Annotated in this window: 22 protein-coding genes; 15 read left to right on the forward strand and 7 right to left on the reverse strand. The window is 58.5% G+C overall.

The genetic code is table 11. From position 1 onward, the window contains the following. Window positions 1–95 precede the first annotated feature (95 nt). The 12 genes from ACWKV5_RS12900 to glmS all read left to right on the forward strand — a co-directional run bounded on the left by ACWKV5_RS12900 (window position 96) and on the right by glmS (window position 11,485). Window positions 96–503 (forward strand): F0F1 ATP synthase subunit I, encoded by a 408-nt coding sequence (locus tag ACWKV5_RS12900; RefSeq protein ID WP_010465473.1) that lies wholly within the window; start codon window positions 96–98, stop codon window positions 501–503. Window positions 504–519: 16 nt separating this feature from the next. After that, window positions 520–1,389, forward strand: coding sequence for a F0F1 ATP synthase subunit A (gene atpB / locus ACWKV5_RS12905; protein WP_483841547.1), 870 nt, complete (start codon window positions 520–522; stop codon window positions 1,387–1,389). A gap of 133 nt (window positions 1,390–1,522) precedes the next feature. Then, window positions 1,523–1,780, forward strand: a complete 258-nt coding sequence (gene atpE / locus ACWKV5_RS12910; protein ID WP_002555987.1) for a F0F1 ATP synthase subunit C — start codon at window positions 1,523–1,525, stop codon at window positions 1,778–1,780. A gap of 56 nt (window positions 1,781–1,836) precedes the next feature. Next, entirely contained in the window at window positions 1,837–2,307 is a 471-nt protein-coding gene (locus ACWKV5_RS12915; RefSeq protein ID WP_007948090.1) for a F0F1 ATP synthase subunit B, read from the forward strand. A gap of 12 nt (window positions 2,308–2,319) precedes the next feature. Then, window positions 2,320–2,856, forward strand: a complete 537-nt coding sequence (locus tag ACWKV5_RS12920) for a F0F1 ATP synthase subunit delta (RefSeq protein WP_008027533.1) — start codon at window positions 2,320–2,322, stop codon at window positions 2,854–2,856. Window positions 2,857–2,877: 21 nt separating this feature from the next. Continuing rightward, window positions 2,878–4,422: a F0F1 ATP synthase subunit alpha gene (gene atpA, locus ACWKV5_RS12925; RefSeq protein WP_046030894.1), complete on the forward strand. Its 1,545-nt coding sequence runs from the start codon at window positions 2,878–2,880 to the stop codon at window positions 4,420–4,422. A gap of 50 nt (window positions 4,423–4,472) precedes the next feature. Continuing rightward, window positions 4,473–5,333 carry a F0F1 ATP synthase subunit gamma gene (gene atpG / locus ACWKV5_RS12930; RefSeq protein ID WP_483841548.1) on the forward strand — a complete coding sequence of 287 codons (861 nt, stop codon included), beginning with the start codon at window positions 4,473–4,475 and terminating at the stop codon, window positions 5,331–5,333. 27 nt (window positions 5,334–5,360) lie between these two features. After that, on the forward strand, window positions 5,361–6,740 hold the full coding sequence (gene atpD / locus ACWKV5_RS12935; RefSeq protein WP_483841549.1) for a F0F1 ATP synthase subunit beta: 1,380 nt from the start codon (window positions 5,361–5,363) through the stop codon (window positions 6,738–6,740). A gap of 45 nt (window positions 6,741–6,785) precedes the next feature. Then, window positions 6,786–7,211 (forward strand): F0F1 ATP synthase subunit epsilon, encoded by a 426-nt coding sequence (locus tag ACWKV5_RS12940; RefSeq protein WP_483841550.1) that lies wholly within the window; start codon window positions 6,786–6,788, stop codon window positions 7,209–7,211. A gap of 116 nt (window positions 7,212–7,327) precedes the next feature. Then, the gene (glmU, locus tag ACWKV5_RS12945; RefSeq protein ID WP_483841551.1) at window positions 7,328–8,695 is read left to right on the forward strand and encodes a bifunctional UDP-N-acetylglucosamine diphosphorylase/glucosamine-1-phosphate N-acetyltransferase GlmU; all 1,368 of its coding nucleotides are present in this window, start codon (window positions 7,328–7,330) and stop codon (window positions 8,693–8,695) included. A gap of 179 nt (window positions 8,696–8,874) precedes the next feature. After that, entirely contained in the window at window positions 8,875–9,651 is a 777-nt protein-coding gene (locus ACWKV5_RS12950; protein ID WP_483841552.1) for a DeoR/GlpR family DNA-binding transcription regulator, read from the forward strand. Between the two features lies 1 nt (window position 9,652). Then, window positions 9,653–11,485 carry a glutamine--fructose-6-phosphate transaminase (isomerizing) gene (gene glmS, locus ACWKV5_RS12955; protein WP_483841553.1) on the forward strand — a complete coding sequence of 611 codons (1,833 nt, stop codon included), beginning with the start codon at window positions 9,653–9,655 and terminating at the stop codon, window positions 11,483–11,485. Between the two features lie 125 nt (window positions 11,486–11,610). Here the strand turns inward: glmS and ACWKV5_RS12960 are convergent, their stop codons facing one another. Next, window positions 11,611–12,915: an MFS transporter gene (locus ACWKV5_RS12960; RefSeq protein ID WP_483841554.1), complete on the reverse strand. Its 1,305-nt coding sequence runs from the start codon at window positions 12,913–12,915 to the stop codon at window positions 11,611–11,613. A 299-nt stretch (window positions 12,916–13,214) separates the two neighbouring features. Between ACWKV5_RS12960 and ACWKV5_RS12965 the strand changes: the two genes are divergently transcribed. From ACWKV5_RS12965 to ACWKV5_RS12975, 3 genes are all read left to right on the forward strand, one after another. After that, window positions 13,215–14,117, forward strand: coding sequence for a LysR family transcriptional regulator (locus ACWKV5_RS12965; RefSeq protein WP_483841555.1), 903 nt, complete (start codon window positions 13,215–13,217; stop codon window positions 14,115–14,117). Between the two features lie 129 nt (window positions 14,118–14,246). Beyond that, entirely contained in the window at window positions 14,247–14,873 is a 627-nt protein-coding gene (locus ACWKV5_RS12970) for a glutathione S-transferase family protein (protein ID WP_483841556.1), read from the forward strand. Window positions 14,874–14,936: 63 nt separating this feature from the next. Next, window positions 14,937–16,967, forward strand: coding sequence for a 2Fe-2S iron-sulfur cluster-binding protein (locus ACWKV5_RS12975; protein WP_483841557.1), 2,031 nt, complete (start codon window positions 14,937–14,939; stop codon window positions 16,965–16,967). Between the two features lie 123 nt (window positions 16,968–17,090). Here ACWKV5_RS12975 and ACWKV5_RS12980 read toward each other — a convergent pair whose 3' ends face one another. Genes ACWKV5_RS12980 through ACWKV5_RS13005 form a run of 6 tightly spaced genes read right to left on the reverse strand, consistent with a single transcriptional unit; the run spans window position 17,091 to window position 24,193 of the window. Further along, window positions 17,091–18,221 (reverse strand): glycosyltransferase family 4 protein, encoded by a 1,131-nt coding sequence (locus tag ACWKV5_RS12980; protein ID WP_483841558.1) that lies wholly within the window; start codon window positions 18,219–18,221, stop codon window positions 17,091–17,093. Then, window positions 18,222–19,352, reverse strand: a complete 1,131-nt coding sequence (locus ACWKV5_RS12985; RefSeq protein ID WP_483841559.1) for a glycosyltransferase family 4 protein — start codon at window positions 19,350–19,352, stop codon at window positions 18,222–18,224. It abuts the gene before it with no gap. Next, window positions 19,336–20,703, reverse strand: a complete 1,368-nt coding sequence (locus tag ACWKV5_RS12990; protein WP_483841560.1) for a glycosyltransferase family 4 protein — start codon at window positions 20,701–20,703, stop codon at window positions 19,336–19,338. The genes ACWKV5_RS12985 and ACWKV5_RS12990 overlap by 17 nt, the downstream gene beginning before the upstream one ends. After that, window positions 20,700–21,953 carry an ABC transporter ATP-binding protein gene (locus ACWKV5_RS12995; protein WP_483841561.1) on the reverse strand — a complete coding sequence of 418 codons (1,254 nt, stop codon included), beginning with the start codon at window positions 21,951–21,953 and terminating at the stop codon, window positions 20,700–20,702. Before ACWKV5_RS12995 ends, ACWKV5_RS12990 begins: the two co-directional genes overlap by 4 nt. Further along, window positions 21,953–22,750: an ABC transporter permease gene (locus tag ACWKV5_RS13000; RefSeq protein ID WP_483841562.1), complete on the reverse strand. Its 798-nt coding sequence runs from the start codon at window positions 22,748–22,750 to the stop codon at window positions 21,953–21,955. Before ACWKV5_RS13000 ends, ACWKV5_RS12995 begins: the two co-directional genes overlap by 1 nt. Continuing rightward, window positions 22,751–24,193: a mannose-1-phosphate guanylyltransferase/mannose-6-phosphate isomerase gene (locus ACWKV5_RS13005; protein WP_483841563.1), complete on the reverse strand. Its 1,443-nt coding sequence runs from the start codon at window positions 24,191–24,193 to the stop codon at window positions 22,751–22,753. It lies immediately after the preceding gene. Window position 24,194 lies beyond the last annotated feature (1 nt).

Here is a 24,194-nt window from a genome sequence, read left to right on the forward strand (position 1 = left end):
GGGCTGAACCGCCCCTATACTCTGCGCGCATTTTGTCGGCACAAATTATGCCAAGTTATTGATTTCTGGCAGCCGACCATTGGAGAGTAAACGTGATGGAAAGCCGCACGCCAAACCGCTTGCCGTTCCATCGCCTGGCAGTTTTTCCGGTGTTAATGGCTCAATTTGTCGTTTTGCTGATTGCTGCTTTGGCGCTTTGGCAATGGCATGGAGTCGTTGCCGGGTACTCAGGACTTTGCGGAGGCCTGATAGCCTTGCTTCCCAATGTTTATTTCGCTCACAGGGCATTTCGGTTTTCCGGCGCCCGAGCAGCTCAAGCCATCGTCCGGTCATTTTATGCCGGCGAGGCGGGCAAACTGATTTTGACGGCAGTGCTCTTTGCATTGACGTTTGCAGGTGTGAAGCCATTGGCGCCGCTAGCTGTATTCGGCGTCTTCGTGTTGACCCAACTGGTCAGCTGGTTCGCGCCCCTGCTGATGAGAACAAGACTTTCGAGACCTTAGGGCGTTTGAGGCAACCATGGCAGAAACAACCGCTTCGGGCTATATCCAGCACCACTTGCAGAACCTGACTTTCGGTCAGCTCCCAACTGGCGGGTGGGGTTTTGCCCACACCGCAGCAGAAGCCAAGGAAATGGGCTTCTGGGCTTTCCACGTCGATACCCTCGGCTGGTCGGTCGCGTTGGGTCTGATCTTCGTTCTTCTTTTCCGCATGGCGGCAAAGAAAGCGACTTCCGGTCAGCCTGGTGCTTTGCAGAACTTCGTTGAAGTATTGGTCGAATTCGTCGATGGCAGCGTGAAAGACAGCTTCCATGGCCGTAGCCCGGTGATTGCACCGCTGGCACTGACCATCTTCGTCTGGGTGTTCCTGATGAACGCCGTCGACCTGATCCCGGTCGACTGGATTCCTCAGCTGGCCATCCTGATTACCGGCGACCACCACATTCCGTTCCGTGCAGTGTCGACCACTGACCCGAACGCGACCCTGGGCATGGCTTTGTCGGTGTTCGCACTGATCATTTTCTACAGCATCAAGGTAAAGGGCATCGGCGGCTTTGTCGGCGAACTGACCCTGCACCCGTTCGGCAGCAAGAACATCTTCGTTCAAGCCCTGCTGATCCCGGTGAACTTCCTGCTGGAGTTCGTGACGCTGGTCGCCAAGCCAATCTCGCTGGCACTGCGTCTGTTCGGCAACATGTACGCCGGCGAACTGGTCTTCATTCTGATTGCTGTGATGTTCGGCAGCGGTCTGCTCTGGCTTAGCGGCCTGGGCGTAGTTCTGCAGTGGGCGTGGGCTGTGTTCCACATCCTGATCATCACCCTGCAGGCGTTTATCTTCATGATGCTGACCATCGTTTACCTTTCGATGGCGCACGAAGAGAACCATTAAGACCAGTCTCGACTAGTCTGATGTCCCACTCGGTCAAACGAGTGGGTGCCCGAACAGGGCTTTGAAACGATTTGTTTTACCGCTTTAAAATCTAAAAAACCTAAACCATACGACGTAAAAGTCGGGAGGAAAGATGGAAACTGTAGTTGGTCTAACCGCTATCGCTGTTGCACTGTTGATCGGCCTGGGCGCACTGGGTACCGCAATTGGTTTCGGCCTGTTGGGCGGCAAGTTCCTGGAAGGCGCAGCGCGTCAGCCAGAAATGGTTCCAATGCTGCAAGTTAAAATGTTCATCGTTGCCGGTCTGCTCGACGCCGTAACCATGATCGGTGTTGGTATCGCTCTGTTCTTCACCTTCGCGAACCCATTCGTTGGTCAACTCGCTGGCTAATTACTCGAACCTTCGAGTAGTTGGTGTGATGTGTAACGAACGAGCGAGGTGTTGGCGTGAACATTAATGCAACCCTGATTGGCCAGTCCGTTGCGTTCTTCATTTTTGTACTGTTTTGCATGAAGTTCGTGTGGCCTCCGGTCATCGCGGCTTTGCACGAACGTCAGAAGAAGATTGCGGATGGACTGGACGCTGCCGCCCGAGCAGCTCGCGACCTGGAATTGGCCCAAGATAAAGCGGGTCAACAACTGCGCGAAGCAAAAGCTCAGGCAGCCGAAATCATTGAGCAAGCCAAGAAACGCGGTAACCAGATCGTTGAAGAGGCTGTTGAAAAAGCCCGTATCGACGCTGACCGTGTGAAGGTTCAGGCTCAGGCCGAGATCGAGCAGGAACTGAACAGTGTCAAAGACGCGCTGCGTGCCCAACTGGGTAGCCTGGCAGTCTCTGGCGCCGAGAAGATCCTGGGTTCCACAATCGATCAAAACGCGCACGCGGAGCTGGTAAACAAACTGGCTGCTGAAATTTAAGCGAGGGCGATCATGGCAGAATTGACCACGTTGGCCCGACCTTACGCTAAGGCAGCCTTCGAGCACGCCCAGGCCCACCAGCAACTGGCCTCTTGGTCAGCCATGCTCGGCCTGGCTGCAGCAGTGTCGCAAGACGACACCATGCAGCGCGTGCTCAAGGCCCCGCGACTGACGAGCGCAGACAAGGCCGCCACGTTTATTGACGTGTGCGGCGACAAGTTTGATGCCAAGGCACAGAACTTCATCAACGTCGTTGCCGAAAACGACCGTCTCCCGCTGTTGCCGGAGATATCCGCTCTGTTCGACCTGTACAAGGCCGAACAAGAGAAGTCGGTAGACGTTGAAGTGACCAGTGCTTTTGCATTGAACCAAGAACAGCAAGACAAACTCGCCAAGGTTCTCAGTGCACGACTCAACCGGGAAGTGCGCCTGCAAGTCGAGGAAGACAAATCCCTTATTGGGGGCATTGTCATCCGCGCCGGCGACCTGGTTATCGATGGCTCGGTTCGCGGCAAACTCGCGAGCCTTGCCGAAGCATTGAAATCTTGAGTTTGAAGGGGCAGCAGAGCAATGCAGCAACTCAATCCTTCCGAAATAAGTGAAATTATCAAGGGCCGCATCGACAAGCTCGATGTGACCTCCCAAGCCCGTAACGAAGGCACTGTCGTCAGCGTATCTGACGGTATCGTGCGGATTCACGGTCTGGCCGACGTAATGTACGGCGAGATGATCGAGTTTCCGGGCGGCGTCTTCGGTATGGCCCTCAACCTTGAGCAAGACTCTGTAGGCGCTGTTGTATTGGGCTCCTACCAGTCTCTGGCTGAAGGCATGAGCGCCAAGTGCACTGGCCGCATCCTCGAAGTTCCGGTTGGCAAGGAACTGCTGGGTCGCGTAGTCGACGCACTGGGTAACCCGATTGATGGCAAAGGTCCACTGAACAACACCTTGACCGATGCGGTCGAGAAAGTTGCTCCAGGCGTGATCTGGCGTAAGTCGGTAGACCAGCCTGTACAGACTGGCTACAAGGCTGTCGATGCCATGATCCCTGTCGGCCGTGGCCAGCGTGAGCTGATCATCGGTGACCGTCAGATCGGTAAAACCGCTCTGGCGATCGACGCGATCATCAATCAGAAAGACAGCGGCATTTTCTGCGTCTATGTAGCCATCGGTCAGAAGCAATCGACCATCGCTAACATTGTTCGCAAGCTGGAAGAAAACGGCGCACTGGCTAACACGATCATCGTGGCAGCGAGCGCTTCGGAATCTGCAGCACTGCAATACCTGGCACCTTATGCCGGTTGCACCATGGGTGAATTCTTCCGCGACCGCGGTGAAGACGCGCTGATCGTTTATGACGATCTGTCCAAGCAAGCTGTGGCTTATCGCCAGATTTCCCTGCTGCTGCGCCGTCCACCAGGCCGTGAAGCTTACCCAGGCGACGTGTTCTATCTCCACTCCCGTCTGCTGGAGCGCGCATCCCGCGTTTCGGAAGAGTACGTAGAGAAGTTCACCAACGGCGCAGTGACCGGCAAAACCGGTTCCCTGACCGCACTGCCGATCATCGAAACCCAGGCTGGCGACGTTTCCGCGTTCGTTCCGACCAACGTGATTTCCATCACCGACGGTCAGATCTTCCTGGAATCGGCGATTTTCAACTCCGGGATTCGTCCTGCAGTGAACGCCGGTGTTTCGGTATCCCGTGTGGGTGGTGCCGCTCAGACCAAGATCATCAAGAAGCTCTCCGGTGGTATCCGTACCGCTCTGGCTCAGTACCGTGAATTGGCGGCATTCGCCCAGTTCGCTTCTGACCTGGACGAAGCGACCCGTAAGCAACTTGACCATGGTCAGCGCGTTACCGAGCTGATGAAGCAGAAGCAATACGCACCAATGTCGATTGCTGACATGGCGCTGTCGCTGTATGCCGCTGAGCGTGGGTTCCTGACTGACGTCGCAATCGCCAAAATTGGTAGCTTTGAACAAGCGCTGATTTCCTTCTTCAACCGCGATCACGCCGATTTGATGGCGAAGATCAACGTGAAGGGCGACTTCAACGACGAAATCGATGCGGGCATGAAAGCCGGTATCGAGAAGTTCAAGGCGACCCAAACCTGGTAAGCCGCAGCGGGAGCCGCAAGGCTCCCGCTTGCTAACCTGATAGGTGTTACATGGCAGGCGCAAAAGAGATTCGCAGTAAGATTGCGAGCATCAAAAGCACGCAAAAGATTACCAGCGCCATGGAAAAAGTGGCGGTCAGTAAAATGCGCAGGGCACAAATGCGCATGGCTGCTAGCCGTCCTTACGCGGAGCGCATCCGCCAGGTTATTGGTCATTTGGCCAACGCCAACCCGGAATATCGCCACCCGTTCATGATCGAGCGTGAAGTAAAGCGCGTCGGTTACGTTGTGGTGAGCTCTGACCGTGGTTTGTGTGGTGGTTTGAACACCAACCTGTTCAAGGCCCTGGTCAAGGACATGGCGGTAAACCGCGAAAACGGCGTCGAGATTGATCTGTGTGTAGTGGGTAGCAAGGGTGCGGCTTTCTTCCGCAACTTCGGCGGCAACGTCGTAGCAGCTATCAGCCACCTGGGTGAAGAGCCTTCGATCAATGATCTGATTGGCAGCGTCAAGGTGATGCTGGATGCCTACCTGGACGGCCGAATTGACCGCCTGTCCGTGGTGTCCAACAAGTTCATCAACACCATGACGCAACAGCCTACCGTGGAGCAGTTGATTCCACTGGTGGCAACCCCGGATCAAGAACTCAAGCACCACTGGGACTATCTCTACGAACCGGACGCCAAAGAGCTGCTTGACGGCTTGATGGTTCGTTACGTGGAGTCGCAGGTCTACCAGTCGGTGGTCGAGAACAACGCGGCTGAACAAGCTGCGCGGATGATCGCGATGAAGAACGCTACCGACAACGCCGGTGATTTGATCAGCGATTTGCAGCTGATCTACAACAAGGCGCGTCAGGCTGCGATCACCCAAGAGATCTCGGAAATCGTCGGCGGCGCTGCCGCGGTTTAACGGTTCAAATATTCAGAGGATCCAGCTATGAGTAGCGGACGTATCGTTCAAATCATCGGCGCCGTTATCGACGTGGAATTCCCACGCGACAGCGTACCGAGCATCTACAACGCGCTGAAAGTAGTGAGCGCGGCCGAAACTACCCTGGAAGTTCAGCAGCAGCTGGGCGACGGCGTGGTTCGTACCATTGCGATGGGTTCCACCGAGGGCTTGAAGCGCGGTCTGGAAGTCAATGACTCTGGCGCAGCCATTTCCGTACCAGTCGGTAAAGCGACCCTGGGCCGGATCATGGACGTTCTGGGCAACCCGATCGACGAAGCTGGCCCGATCGACACCGAAGAGCGCTGGGGCATTCACCGTCCTGCGCCAACCTTCGCTGAACAAGCGGGCGGCAACGACCTGCTGGAAACTGGCATCAAGGCTATTGACCTGGTTTGCCCGTTCACCAAGGGTGGTAAAGTCGGTCTGTTCGGTGGTGCCGGTGTAGGCAAAACCGTAAACATGATGGAACTGATCCGTAACATCGCCATCGAGCACAGCGGTTATTCCGTGTTCGCCGGTGTGGGTGAGCGTACTCGTGAGGGTAACGACTTCTACCACGAGATGAAGGATTCCAACGTTCTGGACAAAGTGGCACTGGTTTACGGTCAGATGAACGAGCCGCCGGGTAACCGTCTGCGCGTAGCACTGACCGGCCTGACCATGGCCGAGAAGTTCCGTGACGAAGGTAACGACGTTCTGCTGTTCGTCGACAACATCTATCGTTACACCCTGGCCGGTACTGAAGTATCCGCACTGCTGGGCCGTATGCCTTCCGCAGTAGGTTACCAGCCGACCCTGGCCGAAGAGATGGGTACTCTGCAAGAGCGTATCACTTCGACCAAAAACGGTTCGATCACCTCGATCCAAGCGGTATACGTACCTGCGGATGACTTGACTGACCCGTCGCCAGCGACCACCTTCGCCCACTTGGACGCCACCGTCGTTCTGTCCCGTGACATCGCTTCCCTGGGTATCTACCCGGCAATCGATCCACTCGACTCGACTTCGCGCCAGCTGGACCCGAACGTAATCGGCCAGGACCACTACGACACTGCTCGCGGTGTACAGTATGTTCTGCAGCGTTACAAAGAACTGAAGGACATCATTGCGATCCTGGGTATGGACGAGCTGTCGGAAGAAGACAAGCAGTTGGTAAACCGTGCTCGTAAGATCCAGCGTTTCTTGTCGCAGCCGTTCTTCGTGGCTGAAGTCTTCACCGGTTCTTCGGGCAAATACGTTTCCCTGAAAGACACCATTGCTGGCTTCAAAGGCATCCTCAACGGTGACTACGACCACCTGCCAGAACAAGCGTTCTACATGGTCGGCGGCATCGAAGAAGCGATCGAGAAAGCCAAGAAACTGTAATCCCGGCGCCCGGTAACGGGCGCTAATTTAGGTTGAGGCAATCAGATGGCTATGACAGTCCATTGCGATATCGTCAGCGCGGAAGGAGAAATCTTTTCCGGCCTGGTCGAGATGGTGATTGCGCACGGTGCACTGGGTGATCTTGGTATCGCCCTGGGTCACGCGCCGCTGATCACTAATCTCAAGCCGGGTCCGATCCGCCTGATCAAGCAGGGCGGGGAAGAGGAGGTGTATTACATCTCCGGTGGTTTCCTCGAGGTTCAGCCGAACATGGTCAAGGTTCTTGCCGACACCGTGCAACGTGCTGCCGACCTGGATGAAGCCTCCGCTCAGGAAGCCGTCAAGGCTGCCGAGAAAGCCCTGCATGAGCGGGGCGCGGAATTCGACTACGGTTCTGCTTCCGCACGTCTGGCCGAGGCTGCAGCACAGCTGCGCACCGTCCAGCAGATCCGCAAGAAGTTTGGCCGCTAATAGGCCATCACTTGTTGCGCGATTGATTAAAAAGGGTAGCCTCGGCTACCCTTTTTTCTTTTCCGACGTTCATAACCTGGTCGCAACCGCTGACCACCCAGGATTGGTAGCCAGTCATGTCACTAGAAATCGTTATCCTCGCTGCCGGCCAAGGCACCCGCATGCGTTCGGCATTGCCGAAAGTTCTGCACCCGATTGCCGGCAACTCTATGCTTGGCCATGTTATCCACAGCGCCCGCCAACTTGATCCACAGCGCATCCATGTGGTGATCGGCCATGGCGCCGAAGCCGTCCGTGAGCGCCTGGCGGCGGACGACCTGAATTTCGTCCTTCAGGACAAACAATTGGGTACCGGTCATGCGGTGGCTCAGGCAGTGCCGTTCATTGAGTCCGATACCGTACTTATTCTCTACGGTGACGTGCCGCTGATTGAAGTCGAAACCCTGCAACGCCTGCTCAAGAAAGTTGCACCGCAGCAACTGGGCCTGTTGACCGTCGAGCTGGACGACCCGACCGGCTATGGCCGCATCGTCCGCGGTGCCGCTGGCAAGGTCACGGCAATCGTTGAGCAAAAAGATGCCAACGAAGCCGAGCGTGCGATCACTGAAGGCAACACCGGGATTCTCGCCCTGCCTTTCGCCCAACTGGGTGGCTGGATGAGCCGTCTCTCCAACAACAATGCCCAAGGCGAGTACTACCTGACCGACGTGATTGCCATGGCGGTCAGCGATGGTTTGGTGGTCGCCACCGAGCAGCCGCACGACGCCATGGAAGTGCAGGGCGCCAACGACCGCAAGCAACTTTCCGAACTCGAGCGTCACTATCAATTGCGCGCCGGTCGCCGTTTGATGGCCCAAGGCGTGACCCTGCGCGACCCGGCCCGTTTCGATGTGCGCGGCGAAGTCACCGTCGGCCGCGATGTGCTGATCGACATCAACGTGATCCTCGAAGGCAAAGTCGTCATCGAAGATGACGTGGTGATCGGTCCGAACTGCGTGATCAAGGACAGCACCTTGCGCAAAGGCGTGGTGATCAAGGCCAACAGTCATATCGAAGGTGCGATTCTGGGCGAAGGCAGCGATGCCGGCCCGTTCGCACGCCTGCGTCCGGGCACCGTGCTTGAAGCGCGCGCGCATGTGGGTAACTTTGTTGAACTGAAGAACGCTCACCTGGGCGAAGGCGCGAAGGCCGGTCATCTGTCTTACCTTGGGGACGCCGAGGTCGGTGCGCGCACCAACATTGGCGCGGGCACCATTACCTGCAACTACGACGGCGCCAACAAGTGGAAAACCGTTCTGGGTGAAGATGTCTTCATCGGTTCCAACAACTCGTTGGTAGCACCTGTGGATATCTCTTCCGGAGCGACCACGGCGGCCGGCTCGACAATTACGCAGAATGTGGATAACGCACAGTTGGCGGTAGGCAGGGCGCGGCAGAAAAATATCGACGGCTGGAAGCGGCCGGAGAAGGTCAAGAAGAGCTGAGTTATCCACAGCCCTTTAAAACCAAAAAATCGCAGTCTGTGTCAGGCCCCAAAGCCCTCACCGCAGGCTGCGATTTTTTTTGGTTATACACAGGCCTTTTTATCGCAACATGCTTGACGAAGTTTCGCCGATGGGTTTTGATTGCTTCCGTTATCTTTCGAATCGAAACTTACTAGCCTATGTCGAAGCGCAATACACCCCAACGCCGACACAATATCCTCACCTTGCTCAACGAGCAGGGCGAAGTCAGTGTGGATGAGCTGGCAAAGCGCTTCGAAACGTCGGAAGTTACGATTCGCAAGGATCTGGCGGCGCTTGAGAGTAATGGCCTGCTGCTGCGTCGTTACGGCGGAGCGATCACCATGCCTCAGGAACTGGTGGCTGACATCGGCCAACCCGTCTCCAAATACAAACAAGCCATTGCCCGCGCCGCCGTCACGCGGATTCGCGAGCATGCGCGGATCATCATCGACAGCGGCAGTACCACGGCCGCGATGATCCCGGAACTCGGTCAGCAACCGGGACTGGTGGTGATGACCAACTCGTTGCACGTGGCCAATGCCTTGACCGAGCTTGAGCACGAACCGGTGCTGTTGATGACCGGTGGCACCTGGGACCCGCATTCCGAGTCCTTTCAAGGGCAGGTCGCCGAGCAGGTACTACGCTCTTACGACTTTGATCAATTGTTTATCGGTGCCGATGGCATCGATCTGGTCCGCGGTACCACCACCTTCAACGAATTGCTGGGGCTGAGCCGGGTCATGGCCGAGGTCGCCCGTGAAGTCGTCGTGATGGTGGAGGCCGACAAGATCGGCCGCAAAATCCCCAACCTGGAACTGCCATGGAGCAGCGTCCATACCCTTATTACCGATGATCGCTTGCCGCTGGAGGCACGCGATCAGATTCAGGCCCGCGGCATCAATTTGATTTGCGCGGCTGTCAGTCAGGAGAAATAGCATGTGTGGAATTGTCGGCGCAGTCGCAGAACGTAATATCACTGCCATCTTGCTCGAAGGCCTCAAGCGCCTGGAATACCGTGGCTATGACAGCGCCGGTGTGGCGGTCTTCACCAACGATGAAAAACTAGAGCGCATGCGTCGCCCGGGCAAGGTCAGCGAGCTGGAAAACGCGCTTGAAGCCGAGCCTCTGGTCGGTCGCCTCGGCATCGCCCACACCCGCTGGGCCACGCACGGCGCCCCGTGCGAGCGCAACGCCCACCCGCATTTCTCCGGCGACCTGGCCGTGGTGCACAACGGCATCATCGAAAACCACGAAGCCCTGCGTGAGCAGCTGAAAGCCTTGGGTTATGTGTTCACCTCGGACACCGACACCGAAGTCATCGCGCACCTGCTGAATCACAAACTCAAGGATTTGCCCGACCTGACCGCGGCCCTCAAAGCCACAGTCAAAGAGTTGCACGGTGCTTACGGCCTGGCGGTCATCAGCGCCAAGCAGCCGGATCGCCTGGTCGCCGCCCGCAGTGGCAGCCCGTTGGTAATTGGTCTGGGCCTGGGGGAAAATTTCCTCGCTTCCGACCAATTGGCCCTGCGTCAGGTCACCGACCGTTTCATGTACCTGGAAGAAGGCGATATCGCCGAGATTCGTCGCGACAGCGTGCACATCTGGGACGTTGACGGCAAAGCCGTCGAACGCGAAACCGTGCAGTACCGCGACGGTGCCGAAGCGGCAGACAAGGGCGAGTTCCGCCACTTCATGCTCAAGGAAATCCACGAGCAACCGTCTGTTGTCCAGCGCACCCTCGAAGGTCGTCTGAGCCCGAACGGCGTACTGGTACAGGCATTCGGTCCACAGGCTGCCGAGCTGTTCGCCAAAGTGCGCAACGTACAGATCGTTGCCTGCGGCACTAGCTATCACGCCGGTATGGTTGCCCGTTACTGGCTCGAAGAACTGGCTGGCATCCCGTGCCAGGTCGAAGTTGCCAGCGAATTTCGCTACCGCAAGGTTGTGGTGCAACCCGACACGCTGTTCGTGACCATTTCCCAATCTGGCGAAACCGCCGACACCCTGGCTGCCCTGCGCAACGCCAAGGAACTGGGGTTCCTCGCAAGCCTGGCAATCTGCAACGTTGGCATCAGTTCGCTGGTGCGTGAATCCGACCTGACCCTGCTGACCCAGGCCGGTCGCGAAATCGGCGTGGCCTCGACCAAAGCTTTCACCACTCAACTGGTAGGCCTGTTGTTGCTGACCCTGTCCCTGGGTCAGGTTCGCGGCACTTTGGCCAAGGGCGTCGAAGCCACTCTGGTTGAAGAACTGCGTCGCCTGCCTACTCGCCTGGGCGAAGCCCTGGCCATGGACAGCACCGTGGAGAAAATCGCCGAACTGTTCGCCGAGAAAAACCACACCTTGTTCCTGGGCCGTGGCGCGCAATTCCCGGTAGCGATGGAAGGCGCCCTGAAACTCAAGGAAATCTCCTACATCCACGCTGAAGCTTATCCGGCTGGCGAACTGAAACACGGCCCGTTGGCGCTGGTGGATAACGACATGCCGGTGGTCACCGTGGCGCCGAACAACGAGCTGCTGGAGAAGTTGAAATCCAACCTCCAGGAAGTCCGCGCCCGTGGCGGCCAGTTGATCGTCTTCGCAGACGAGAAAGCCGGCATGACCAATGGCGAAGGCACGCACGTTGTGCACATGCCGCACATCCACGACATCCTGTCGCCGATCCTCTACACCATCCCGCTGCAGTTGCTGTCGTACTACGTTGCTGTGCTGAAAGGCACGGACGTTGACCAGCCGCGTAACCTGGCGAAGTCGGTGACGGTGGAGTAATTCGAAAGACGCAGGGGCACGATCCGTGCCCCTGTTTTTTTATTTATGCACTCAAACGCTGTAGAAAAATCCCCGAAAGAATCCGCGATTCCAGAATCACTTTGTCCGCATCTCCTCTAGGGACGTCAGTGCCCAAACGCCTCAGGGTATTTGTCCAGGTAGGCATCATTGAGCTGCGTATCCGGAGAACGCATGAAAGTTTTGAAATCGGGTACCAGAAAGACCAGCAGAGACAGCAGCAGCACCATGACGCCCAGCAGCGTGATCGTCATTGCGATTCCCAGATAAGCGATCAGGGTGTTCATCGTAAAACTGCCCAAGGGGCTGGCCGCCGCAGACAAAAATGAAACTGTGGCAAAAATCCGGTTGCGATGAAGCTTGGGCGTCGCAAGCAACCTCACTGCGGAGGTGGGGATGTTGATCAACATCAGGCCTATGCCGCCGCAGAAAAAGGCCACGGGAACGATGATCGAGGATGAAACGGTGCCGACCACCATCAGGTTGCACCCCAGTAATGCAAAACCTGCGGACACACACATGTCACGGGGGACACGATCGGATAACCAGCCGATGATCTTGTAACTGCCCGCCAGAATGCCCAGTCCGAAGCAAGAATCCAGAAGACCAATGTAAGTGACCGGATACTGAACGACGTCCTTCACGTACAGTGGAATCAGGATGGTGAAGAACGGAAACAGGGCAAAGTTGATAAGCATCGCAATGATGGCCAGGTAAAATTCGACTTTCACTCTGTAAACAACTTTGAAGCCGGAATAAATCATGCTGAAGCCGCTGGCTTTCGGGGCTTCTTCGCCTTGGCCAGTGGCACCGATGTGGCTCGGAATGGTCGCGATCAATGCCCCGGCGATGAGAATTGCAAAAAAATCGGCAGCAAAGGCGAATGTGATACCGAATTTGTAAATCAACCCGCTGGCCAGTACCGGGCCCAGCAGAATCGAAAAGGACGACATCACGCTTTTGGTCCGAAAGGCCTGCGATACTTTATCGTCGTCTGCGAACAAGGGAATGATCGACGCCTGGAGAGGGTCGCGCACGCCGACGATCGCACTGCTGATCATCATCAGCGCGCCCACCGTCCAGGGGTTGAATACCCCCGTGGCGGACAGCACCACCATCAACAGCGCTGTCAGCAGGCTGATCCATGAGGCCAGCTTGATGATCAGGATTTTGTTGTACTTGTCCCCCAACCATCCCAACAGGGGTTTGGCTAACACCTCCGCCGCAATGGAACAGGCAATCATGTTGGCGAAGTAGAGTGCAGAGCCTGTTTCCTGCAACGCCCACCACGCCACCGCCAACTGATTGCACCGTCCACCCAGAACCATAAGCAAAAAACTGAATTGCACTTTCAACAGACGCCGGTCGATGCCGGGAAATCCCCACGTAATACCTGCAAAATATGGACTCATTGATATGCCTTTGATCCAGCGAGGGGCGACTGCATAAGCAGGGATGTATGCAACGGGGGGACTGTCAGGAGGGTAAATTGCAAGATATCGCTCGATGCCTCCTACTCAGCTAGAGCTTCCACCTGTTGCTAACAACTGCGGAATGTTCAAGGCGCGCTTAGCTTGCGATTTGAATTATCCACAGCCGCGAGCAGAGCCTTGTGGATATTCTTATCACGGTCGGGCTTTTGGCAGATGCTTTTCGCTAGAAGCTTGCCGTATGTAAATTCGTCACCCCCCTTTGAATACAGGACACATCCATGGACCGATTCCAGGAAATGCAGGTCTTCGCCGCCGTCGCTCAAGAACAAGGTTTCTCCGCAGCGGCGCGGCGTTTGGGGATGTCGGCAGCCAGTGTCACCCGGGCCGTCGCGGCACTGGAGCAGCGCATTGGCACGCAGTTGATTACTCGCACCACCCGCAGCGTGCATTTGAGCGAGGCGGGGCAGCGTTATCTGGAAGATTGTCGGAGGATTCTCGTGGAGGTGCAGGAAGCAGAGGATTCTGCGGCAGGCAGTCACGCCCAGCCCCGTGGGCAACTGACGATTACGGCGCCGGTGTTGTTCGGTGAGTTGTTCGTCACGCCGGTCATGGTCGGTTATCTCGCCCAGTTTCCTGAAGTCAGCATCAATGCCCTATTGGTCGACCGAGTCGTGAGCATGGTTGAAGAGGGCATTGATGTGGCGGTACGAATCGGTGAGCTGCCTGACAGCAATCAACACGCGATTCGCGTGGGCGAGGTGCGACGAGTGATCTGTGCGTCCCCGGCGTTTTTGACGGCCCGTGGCAGGCCACTGCACCCGAATGAGCTCAGCGGTGCCCCGATTATCGCAACGTCGTCCATCGGGCAGCTCAGAGCCTGGCCATTTCTTGAAGCGGGCGAGCCGCTGAGCGTTCGCCCGGAGCCGCGTCTTGTGGTCACCGCCAATCAGGCTGCGATCACGGCGGCGTCCATGGGCTTGGGATTCACCCGGGTCCTGTCTTACCAAGTGGCGAGCAAGGTAGCCGCCGGAGAACTGGAAGTCGTGCTGGCTGACTTCGAACAGCCGCCACTGCCCATTCATGTGGTCTACCAAGGGGGTCGCAAGGCGCCGGTGCGAGTCCGCAGTTTTGTCGACTTCGCGGTGAAGACATTAAGGGAGCATCCAGCCCTGAGCCGTTAGAGGGTTATTGCGCTGGATGAAACAATGGATTGCGTTTGCTGGTTATTCTGTTGTTTTGGTTGAGGGTGGAAGATAGCGGCCATCGGTGCTGATCTTCTTGATCAGCGCCTCCACCCAGCGGAGTCGACCATGCAAGCGATCAAACTCTACAACTTCCCACGCTCTGGCCATGCTCACCGTGTGGAGCTGATGCTGTCTCTGCTGCAATTGCCGACGGAACTAATCTTTGTCGATCTGGCAAAGGGGGCGCACAAGCAGCCGGAATACCTGGCAATCAACCCGATGGGTCAGGTGCCTGCCATTGATGACCAAGGCGTCGTGCTGGCCGATTCCAATGCAATCCTGGTGTATCTGGCGCAGAAGTATGGCAACGGTTGCTGGCTACCGACTGATCCTGTCGGCTCCGCCAAGGTTCAGCGCTGGTTATCGATTGCTGCCGGGCCGATTGCCTTTGGTGTGGCCAGAGCCAGGTTGATCACCGTGTTCGGCGCGCCCTACAACGCTGAAGAGGTGATCGCCAATTCCCACGCCTTGCTGAAAATCATCGATCAGGAACTGTCTGCCACGCCGTATCTGGTCGGGACCGAGCCGACCATCGCCGACGTCTCGGCCTACAGTTACATCGCCCATGCGCCGGAAGGCAACGTCTCGCTCGACGAGTACGCCAACATCCGCGCCTGGCTGGCGCGCATTGAAGCGTTGCCAGGGTTTGTCGGCATGCCACGCACGGTGGCCGGCCTGCAAAAAACTGCCTGATGCACACGGCCCGACCCGCTCGGGCCGTTCACGATGCGCCATGGGCGCAGGGGAGAAGCCGTTATGGAACATTCACCTTGGCACGCCGGCGAGAAACAGTTGCAGGCTCATGTGGGTGTTGCCGAGCGAATGGAGGCGTTCGGGCGTAAGGTGATTCGCAGTCAAATGCCGGATCAACACCGCGCGTTCTATCAGCAACTGCCGTTCATGCTGTACGGCGCCGTTGATGCCGATGGCAACCCCTGGGCCAGCATTCTTGAAGGGGAACCGGGCTTCGCTCATTCCCCCGACCCATCGCTGTTGCAGTTCGACCACCTGCCGGGGGCCGATGACCCCGCGCAACTGCAAGACGGTGCTGCCATCGGCCTGCTCGGTATCGAGTTGCACACCCGGCGTCGCAACCGCCTCAATGGTCGCGTCGGCGCCGTTACGGCCAGCGGATTCGGGGTGACGGTGGAGCAATCGTTCGGCAACTGCCCGCAATATATTCAATTGCGCCAGTTTCGCTCGGTGCCCTTGGCTGACCCTTCGAGCCGCGTTGCACAGCACCTGACTGAACTGGATGACGCGGCCAGAGCCATGGTCATTGAGGCGGATACGTTCTTTGTCGCCAGCTACGTGGACGTCGATGGCCAGCGGTCGGTGGATGTTTCTCACCGTGGCGGGCAAGCCGGTTTCGTACAGGTGGAAGGTAATCGCCTGACGATCCCTGACTTCGCCGGCAACCTGCATTTCAACACGCTGGGCAATCTGCTGATCAATCCCCGCGCCGGTTTGTTGTTCATCGATTTCAATTCGGGTGACCTGCTGCACCTCAGCGGGCGTACTGAAATCATCCTCGACGGTCCGCAAATCGAAGCCTTTCAAGGTGCCGAGCGGCTGTGGACCTTCGAGGTCGAGCACGTGGTGCGCCGTCCTGCAGCGCTGGCCTTGCGCTGGCGCTTTGACGGCGTGTCGCCCACCAGTTTGCTGACTGGCACCTGGGCGCAGGCCAATGCACGCCTGCAAGCCAAGGCGTTGGGCGATCATTGGCGGTCGCTGCGGGTGGCGCGCATCGAACAGGAAAGCCACAACATCCGTTCGATCTACCTGGAGCCTGCCGATGGCGCCGGTTTGCCGGTGTTCCAGGCCGGGCAGCATTTGCCTTTACGGTTCAACATTAACGGTGACGTGCATATCCGCACGTACAGCCTGTCGAGTGCGCCGTCCGATGACTTTTTCCGGATCAGCGTGAAGCGTGACGGGTTGGTGTCATCGCACCTGCATGAGCGGATTCGTGTCGGTGATGTACTGGAGGCCCGTGCGCCGCAAGGGCATTTCACCGTGGCACCGCATGAGCGGCGACCGCTGGTGTTGCTGGCGGCTGGCGTGGGCATTACGCCGCTGCTGTCGATGGTGCGCGAGGTGGTTTATCAAGGCCTGCGCACGCGGAGCATTCGCCCGACCTGGTTCATCCAGAGCTCGCGAACCCTGGCCGATCAACCGTTTCGCCCTGAGCTGAACCGCTTGCTCGACGGGCTCGGTGACGCGGTGCGCGTCCTGCGTTTGCTCAGTCAGCCGGAGCCCGAAGCGCGCGAAGGTGAAGATTTCGACCTGACCGGGCGAATTGACGCCGACCTGCTCAAGCATATGCTTGAGGTGGAAGACTACGATCAGCTGGATTTTGTCCTCTGCGGCCCTGGAGCGTTTACCCAGGCGATGTATGACAGCCTGCGGGACATGGACATCCGCGATTCAAGGATTCACGCCGAGACCTTTGGCCCGTCGACGTTGCGCCGGATACCCGATCCGGATGCAGTGGTCATCGAGCAACCACCGGCCGCCACGACGTCGGTACCGGTGGTGTTCGAGCGCTCGGCCAAAGAGGCGCGCTGGAAACCCGATAGCGGCAGTTTGCTGGAGTTGGCTGAAAGCCGTGGCTTGCGCCCGGAATTCAGCTGCCGTGGCGGTTCCTGCGGCACCTGCAAGACGCGCCTGATCAGCGGCGAAGTGACTTATCCACAGGTGCCGGCAGAAGTGCCCGGCGCTGGAGAAGTGCTGATTTGTTGTGCGGTGCCGGCGCAGGGTTCGCAGCCGCTGGTGCTGGATCTGTAGCACTGGGCTTGTGGATAACTCCCCTGTGGGAGCGAGCCTGCTCGCGAAGGCTTTCTGACATTCAACTTTTATGTCGACTGGTACACCGCTTTCGCGAGCAGGCTCACTCCCACAAAGAAGGAGTCAGGCGTAGGACAGGGACTTTTCTTCCAGCAGCTCTTCGTACAACTCGGTCCACTTGCGGCCCATTTCATCGGCTGTGAATAACTGCCGATACCGCGCCTCAGCCTTCACGCCCATTTCCGCCGCACGCGTCGGGTTTTCCCATAGCGTGCGCATCGCTTCACGGAACGCCTGTGGATTACTGGGAGGGACCACCAGCCCGGTTTCATTGTGAATGTTGATGTAGCTGGTGCCGGTGCCGATTTCACTGGAGATCATCGGTTTGCCATACATAGCCCCTTCCAGCAGCGAAATGCCGAACGCTTCGGAGCGCAGGTGCGATGGGAATACGATGGCATAGCTCAATTGCAGCAGCGCCACTTTGTCCTCGTCCCCCAGCCGCCCAAGGAAGTGAATATTGCGCAGGCCCAAAGCCGCTGCCTGGGCGTGAAGCTCTGCTTCCAACGGGCCGGCACCGACAATTACCGTCGGGTAATTCAGGTCCTTCAAGGCGTCGAGCAGGATGTGCAAACCCTTGTAGTAACGCATCACCCCCACAAACAGAAAAAACTTATCCCCAAGCCGCTGCCGCCAGTGCGCCGTGCGCTCGCTGTCGGGCTGTGGATAACCTGCCTTGTTCAGGCCATAGGGGATCACTCGGGTCTTGTCCTGAAACTGTTGCAACACATCGCTGGTGTGCAGATAGTTGGGCGACGCGGCGACGATCCGGTCCGCGCTGGCCAGAAAGCGGTTCATCAGGGGCCGGTAGAGTTTGAGCAGGTGTTTCTGGCGAATGATGTCCGAGTGGTAAGTCACCACGCTCGGTTTGTTCATGCCGCTGGCGAAATGCACCAGGTCCATGAACGGCCAGGGAAAGTGGTAATTGACCACGTCGGCCTCGGCCGCCAACTCGCGAAACTGTTTGAAGACGCTCCAGGAAAAACCCGTGGAAGCGAATTGAATGTCGAGTCTGGCCCGATGGACTTCGTGTTGTCCAAGCTGCACCACCGGCGGTGTCGGATCGGCGCTGAGTGTCAGTACCCGGCCTTCAACGCCGTGCTGGGCGCCGCTTTCGCACAACTGGAAGATCACTTGTTCGATCCCGCCGACTGAATCCGGCAAGTACGTCTTGAAAAAATGAAGAACTCGCATTCAACCTCCCATGGCCTGGCGGTAGGCGCGGGCCGTGACCTTCGCGCAACGCTCCCAGGTAAAAAGCCTTGCCTGTTGCAATCCTGCATCCGTGCACGCCTGCCAATGCACTTGATCGTCGATCAGACGGGTCATGGCATTGCGCAAGCCGTCGGGGTCGTCAGGTTCGATATAGTTGCCTGCAGCGCCTGCCACTTCTGGCATGGCCGAACGCCGGGTCAGAATGACCGGTGTGCCGCTGGCCATGGCTTCCAGCACCGGCAGGCCGAAGCCTTCGTAGAGTGATGGGAAAATCAACGCCCGAGCCCCAGCCAACAGTTGTGCAACTTGCTCGTCGGGCAGATAGCCGAGCAAACAGACATGACCGCTGGCGAGGGCCTGATGCAATTCTTCGCTGAATTGCTCGCGTTGCCAGCCGGCCATGCCGACGATCAACAGCGGAAAACGCTGGCGCACAACTTCCGGCAATAAAGCGTGGGCGCGCAGGGCCAGGGTCAGGTTCTTGCGCGGCTCCAGGGTGCCGACGCAGAGGAAGTATTCCCGCGCCTCCACGCCATGGGCCTTGAGCACGGCGTCGATGGCTTCGGGAGCCCGCGGGTGGAAACGCGCCGCTACGCCGAGGGGGGCGACAACAAATCGCTCAGCCGGCAGCCCGAAATGCGCCTGGGCTTCGTCGGCAATGAACTGCGAGTCGGTGAGAATCAGGCTCGCCTGGCGTACGCCGTCGGCCAGCCGTCGCTCGATTTCTCGTAAGCGTGCGGGCGGCTGCGTATCGGGGTAGTGCAGGTGAGTCAGGTCATGCAGGGTGATAACCGTCGGGCCGTCGAACGACAGCGGCCACAAACTCGGCTCGTGGTAGAGGTCGATGGTTTGCGCACGACCTTGATCGAACCGCTTCTGCTCCAACCAGCGCCGGGCCTGATAGGCCCCCGGAATTTGCCGCAGCAGCGGTGTCAGTCGCGAATAACCGGGCATGGCCGCCTCAGGCAGCACCGAGCTCCAGCCCCAGCCATGGAACAACGCCAGTTCAACATCTGGTTCATCGGCTAGTGCGTTCGCCAGTTCGGCGACGTAGTGGCCGATGCCGGTACGCGGGGCCTGGAGGATTCGCGCATTAAGGGCAATTCGCATGTTGCCTCTCTGGAATGACCGGTGCTTCTACAAGATTGCGCAGGGTTCGTTCGGCCAATTGCGCACTCGCTTCACGCCAGCCTATCCAGCGCCAGTCGGCGACGTCGCGGGTAGCCGGGAATCGACCGCTGCGCTCGAAACCTATGACCAGGTCGGCCAGGCTGCGCGGATCGGCCAGATCGAAGTACGCCATGAACTCGCCGCCGATTTCGCGGAAGACCGGAATATCGCTGCCCATCGCCGGTAGCCCGCGCTGCATGGCTTCCACCAGCGGCAGGCCGAAACCTTCGACATACGACGGAAACACCAGTGAGCTGGCGTGGCTGTAGGCATGTTCGAGGCTGGTGTCGCTCAGGTCGTTGAACATGAACAGGCGCCGGTTCAGCTGCGGGTGACTGCGTACCCGGGCGAGCAGGGCGTCGCACTTCCAGCCGATGCGACCGGCAATGCACAACCGGGCCTTGGAGCCCGCCGCCCAGGCGAGTTCGAAGGCGTCCAGCAGGTAATCGTGGTTCTTGCGCGGCTCGATGGTACTGACCATGAGGAATACCGGCTCCGGTGTTTCAAAAAGCCGTGCAAGGCGCGGCTCCACGGCGGCGGTGGCTTCGCTCAGGTCGAGCTCGGAACCGAGGTGGAAATAATCGAACCACAACTCACTGGCCTTGGCCGGACCGAGGCGGCGCTGCAATTCCTCACGCACCTGATCGCGCACCGTGGCAGAGATTGCCACATAGCCATCGGCCGTTCGGGTGATCCAGTCGAACCACTCGTTGAAGACCTGCACCAGCCGAGTGTCGTAGAACTGCGGATGTGTCAGGGGAATCAGGTCGTAGATTACCGAAACGATGCCCACGCCATCGCGTTTGAGCTGTTCGGCAAACGGGAAAAAATCGGTGTGCCAGGACGAATCCAGCAACACCAGTTGATCCCCCGGCTGGTGCTGTAGCGGCGTGCAGCGTTTGGGCAGTTGATACTGGTTGATGCCTTCGATTATCCGCAGTGGAATACTGAAACAGGTGATCGCCGTCACCCGGTAGGCCACGTGCAGCAAACGCTTGATCATTCGCGAGTGACTGCGGTTGTGCAGGCGTTGATGCAGTTGCCAGAAACGATGGGCCAGCCGTTCCAGCCGTCCACCGAAGGTCATCAAGTGATCAAAAAACGGGATGTTCAGCGCACCGAGCATCAGCACTCGGTAGAGTTTGCCTTTGAGCAACACCACCGGGATGCATTCAACCCCTTCGACCGATTCCGGCAGTTGATTGACCACGTTGCGCACCACTCGCTGAATACCCGAGTTGACCTTGGGGTGCTGGAAGACGTGGGTGCATTCGACCAGAAGGCGCGTCATGGTGTGTTTTCCGGTATCGGCGTTTCGATGGAGCGGGTGATGGTGGTTTTGGCCCCCAGCCACGAGCAGCCAACGAAATCTTCCTGGCGGTTATTGATCACGTGGAACACCAGGCCGTAGTCCCGCCATTCAAAGTTGCGATCGAGGTGCGAATCCAGCCGGGACAGGCTCAGGGCCACCGAATAGTTACCCTTGCCCAGTCCCATGACGAAGGCAAAACGGTAGGTCACACGCTCCCCAGCCTTCAGATCGTTCAGCGCCTGATCCTGGCGATGGGTATTGATGCCATACATGGCCTGGCCCAGGCGATCCTTGATCATGAAGCCCAGCACCAGCCGCTCGATGTCCTGGCGGACTTCGACTTCCACCTCCAGCACCACCGGTTGACCGACTTCCGCCGCATCGATGGACCGTTCGTGTTCGTCCAGCAAGCGCACCCGCAAAATCCCGGCTTCACCGGTGCCGGAAATGGTGCTGACCTGGCCGCCAGAGAGCATTTCCTGACGTACCGTCTGGCCTTCGCGTTCGGCGAGCAGGGCGTTGTAGTAATCCATGACGGCTTCGGGCGTGCTGTGCATGGCCATCCGCCCCTTTTCCAGGAGGATCGCCGAGTCGCAGATCGACTGAATCGCCGAGCGGTCGTGGGACACGATCAGCAGGGTGGTGCCGGCTTTGCGAAAGCTGCGGATGCGATCGAAACTTTTGTGCTGGAAGTAGGCGTCGCCCACTGACAACGCTTCGTCGACGATCAGGATGTCCGGGCGCCGCGCCGTGGCCACGCTGAACGCCAAGCGCATCTGCATGCCGCTGGAATAGGTGCGCACGGGATGGTCGATGGCGTCGCCGATTTCCGCGAAGCGTTCGATCTCGGGCATTAGTGCTTCGATTTCCTCGACTTGCATGCCCAGCAGTTGCCCCGCCATGACGGCGTTCTGCCGGCCGGTGAAGTCCGCATGAAAACCCATGCCCAGTTCCAGCAGGGCGGCAACGCGACCTTCGAGCTGGATGCTGCCGCAGGTGGGTTGGGTGGTGCCGGTGATCATTTTCAGCAGGGTACTTTTGCCCGCGCCGTTGACCCCGACGATACCCACGGACTCGCCGGGAGCAATCTCGAAAGCCACGTCTTGCAGCACCCAGTGCTGGCGATGACGGATCGGCGAAAACGGGATCAGCCATTCAGCCAGTCGGCTCCAGCGAGTGGGGTATTGCTTGTAGGCCTTGCCCAGGCCGGTGACGCGTATGTGTCCCATCAGAGTTCATCCACCATTTCGCCGACGCGCTGACGAAACAGGCGCAGGCCGATGACGAAGAACAACACGCTGGCCACCATGATCGGCAGCAGCGAACTCCAGACCGGCCATTGGCCGTAAAGGAACACGTTTTGGTAGCTGGTGATCAGGTTGGTCAGGGGGTTGAGTTGCAGCAGGCGCTGCACCCAGTCGGGCAGGATGCTCATCGGGTACACGATCGGCGTCAGCCAGAACCAGAATTGCAGGCAGATGGCGAAAAATTGCCCGACATCGCGAAAGAACACATTCAAGACGCCAAGAATCATCCCTAGCCCGGCACAGAACACAACCTGCAAGGCCAACAGCGGAATCAGCGCCAGCAGCGCCATGCCGGGCAGTCGACCGGTGATCAGCAGAAAACCGAGGAACAAGCCGATGATGATCGCGAAGTTGATGCCGGCGTTGAACAGCACGATGACCGGCAGGCAGATCCGCGGGAAGCTGATTTTCTTCAGCAGGTTGGCGTTGTCGAGGAACATGTTCTGACTGCGCACGGTGATTTCCGCGAACAATCCCCACGTCAGCAGGCCGGCGCAGAGGTAAACGCTGTAGGCCAGGCCGTCATCCACCCCCGGCAAACGGGCGCGCATGATGTGGGAAAAGATCACGGTGTAGACGATGATCATCGACAGCGGGTTCAGCACGGTCCACAGGGCACCGAACAACGAATTGCGGTAACGCGCCTGGAACTCTCGCTTGACGCTACCGAGGATGAATCCCCGATAGCCCCACAGCGAGCGGTACAAAGAAAGCAGCATTCAAACCGTCCTGCCGTATTGGTCTTCGAAGCGGACGATATCGTCTTCTCCCAGGTATTCGCCGCTTTGCACTTCGATGATCACCAGGTCAATCACGCCCGGGTTTTCCAGGCGATGCCGGTGGCCGGCGGCAATGAACGTGGATTCGTTCTTCGCGACCAGATGAGTACCGGTGCCGTTGTTGGTGACCTTGGCCATGCCTTCGACCACCACCCAATGTTCATTGCGATGGTGGTGCATCTGCAGCGACAACTTACCACCGGGCTTGACCACGATGCGTTTGATTTTGAAGCGCGGGCCTTCCTCGAGCACGGTGTAGGTGCCCCAAGGCCGGCTGACCGTTCGGTGCAGGCGATAGGCTTCGTGCTTTTTGTCCTTGAGCTGCTTGGCCACCCGACGCACGTCCTGCGCGCGATCGGCATGGGCGACCAACACGGCGTCGGCGGTGTCGATGATGATCAGGTTATCCACACCCACGGCCGCTACCAGCCGGTCTTCGCTCTGGACAAAGTTGTTGTGGCTGTCGATGAACACGGCATCGCCGCTGGCGCGGTTGTTTTGCGCATCGGCAGGCACCAGTGCGGCCACTGCGCCCCAGGAGCCGATATCACTCCAGTCGAATTGGGCGGGCACCACGACCACTTTGTCGGAGTGTTCCATCAGGGCGTAGTCGATGGAGATGTCGGTGATCTCGGCGAACAGCGCCGGGGACAATTCCTGTTGCAGGCAGCCGACGGTTTCCACCGGGCTACTGGCCGCCATGCAGGCTTTCGTCTGCTCGAGCAACTTCGGGGCGTGGATCTGCAACTCGGCCAGCACGGTGGCGATCGAGAAGCAGAACATTCCGGAGTTCCACAGGAAATTGCCGCTTTCCAGGTAATGCGTCGCGGTTTGCAGGTCGGGTTTTTCAACGAAACGCTGCACCCTGGCTGCGCCTTTACCATCCAGCGCAGCGCCGGTTTCGATGTAGCCGAAACCGGTGTCCGGCGCGGTCGGCACCACGCCGAAGGTCACCAGGAAACCATCCTTGGCCAGCGCTACGGCGTGTTCCACGGCGGTTTTCAAGGCGTCTTCGTTGAGGATCAAATGGTCGGCGGGCATCACCACCATGATCGCTTCATCGCCGTGCAGGGCTTGCAGCGACAATGCTGCCGCCGCGATGGCCGGGGCCGTGTTGCGGCCCGTCGGCTCCAGCATGAAGTGCCCGCGATGACGGCTGAGCTGCGCCTCTTGATAGTGATCCTTGCTCTGGAAGTAGTAGTCGCGGTTGGTCACCGTGACGATATCGCCCCAGCCATCGAGCAGGCCGGCGGCCCGCCGATAGGTCTTGCCCAGCAGCGACTGGCCATCGGGCAAGGTCATGAATGGCTTGGGATGGCCCTCGCGGGACACCGGCCACAAGCGAGTACCGGCACCGCCGGAGAGAATCACGGGAATCAGCATG

The organism is Pseudomonas oplopanacis (genome assembly GCF_057128725.1).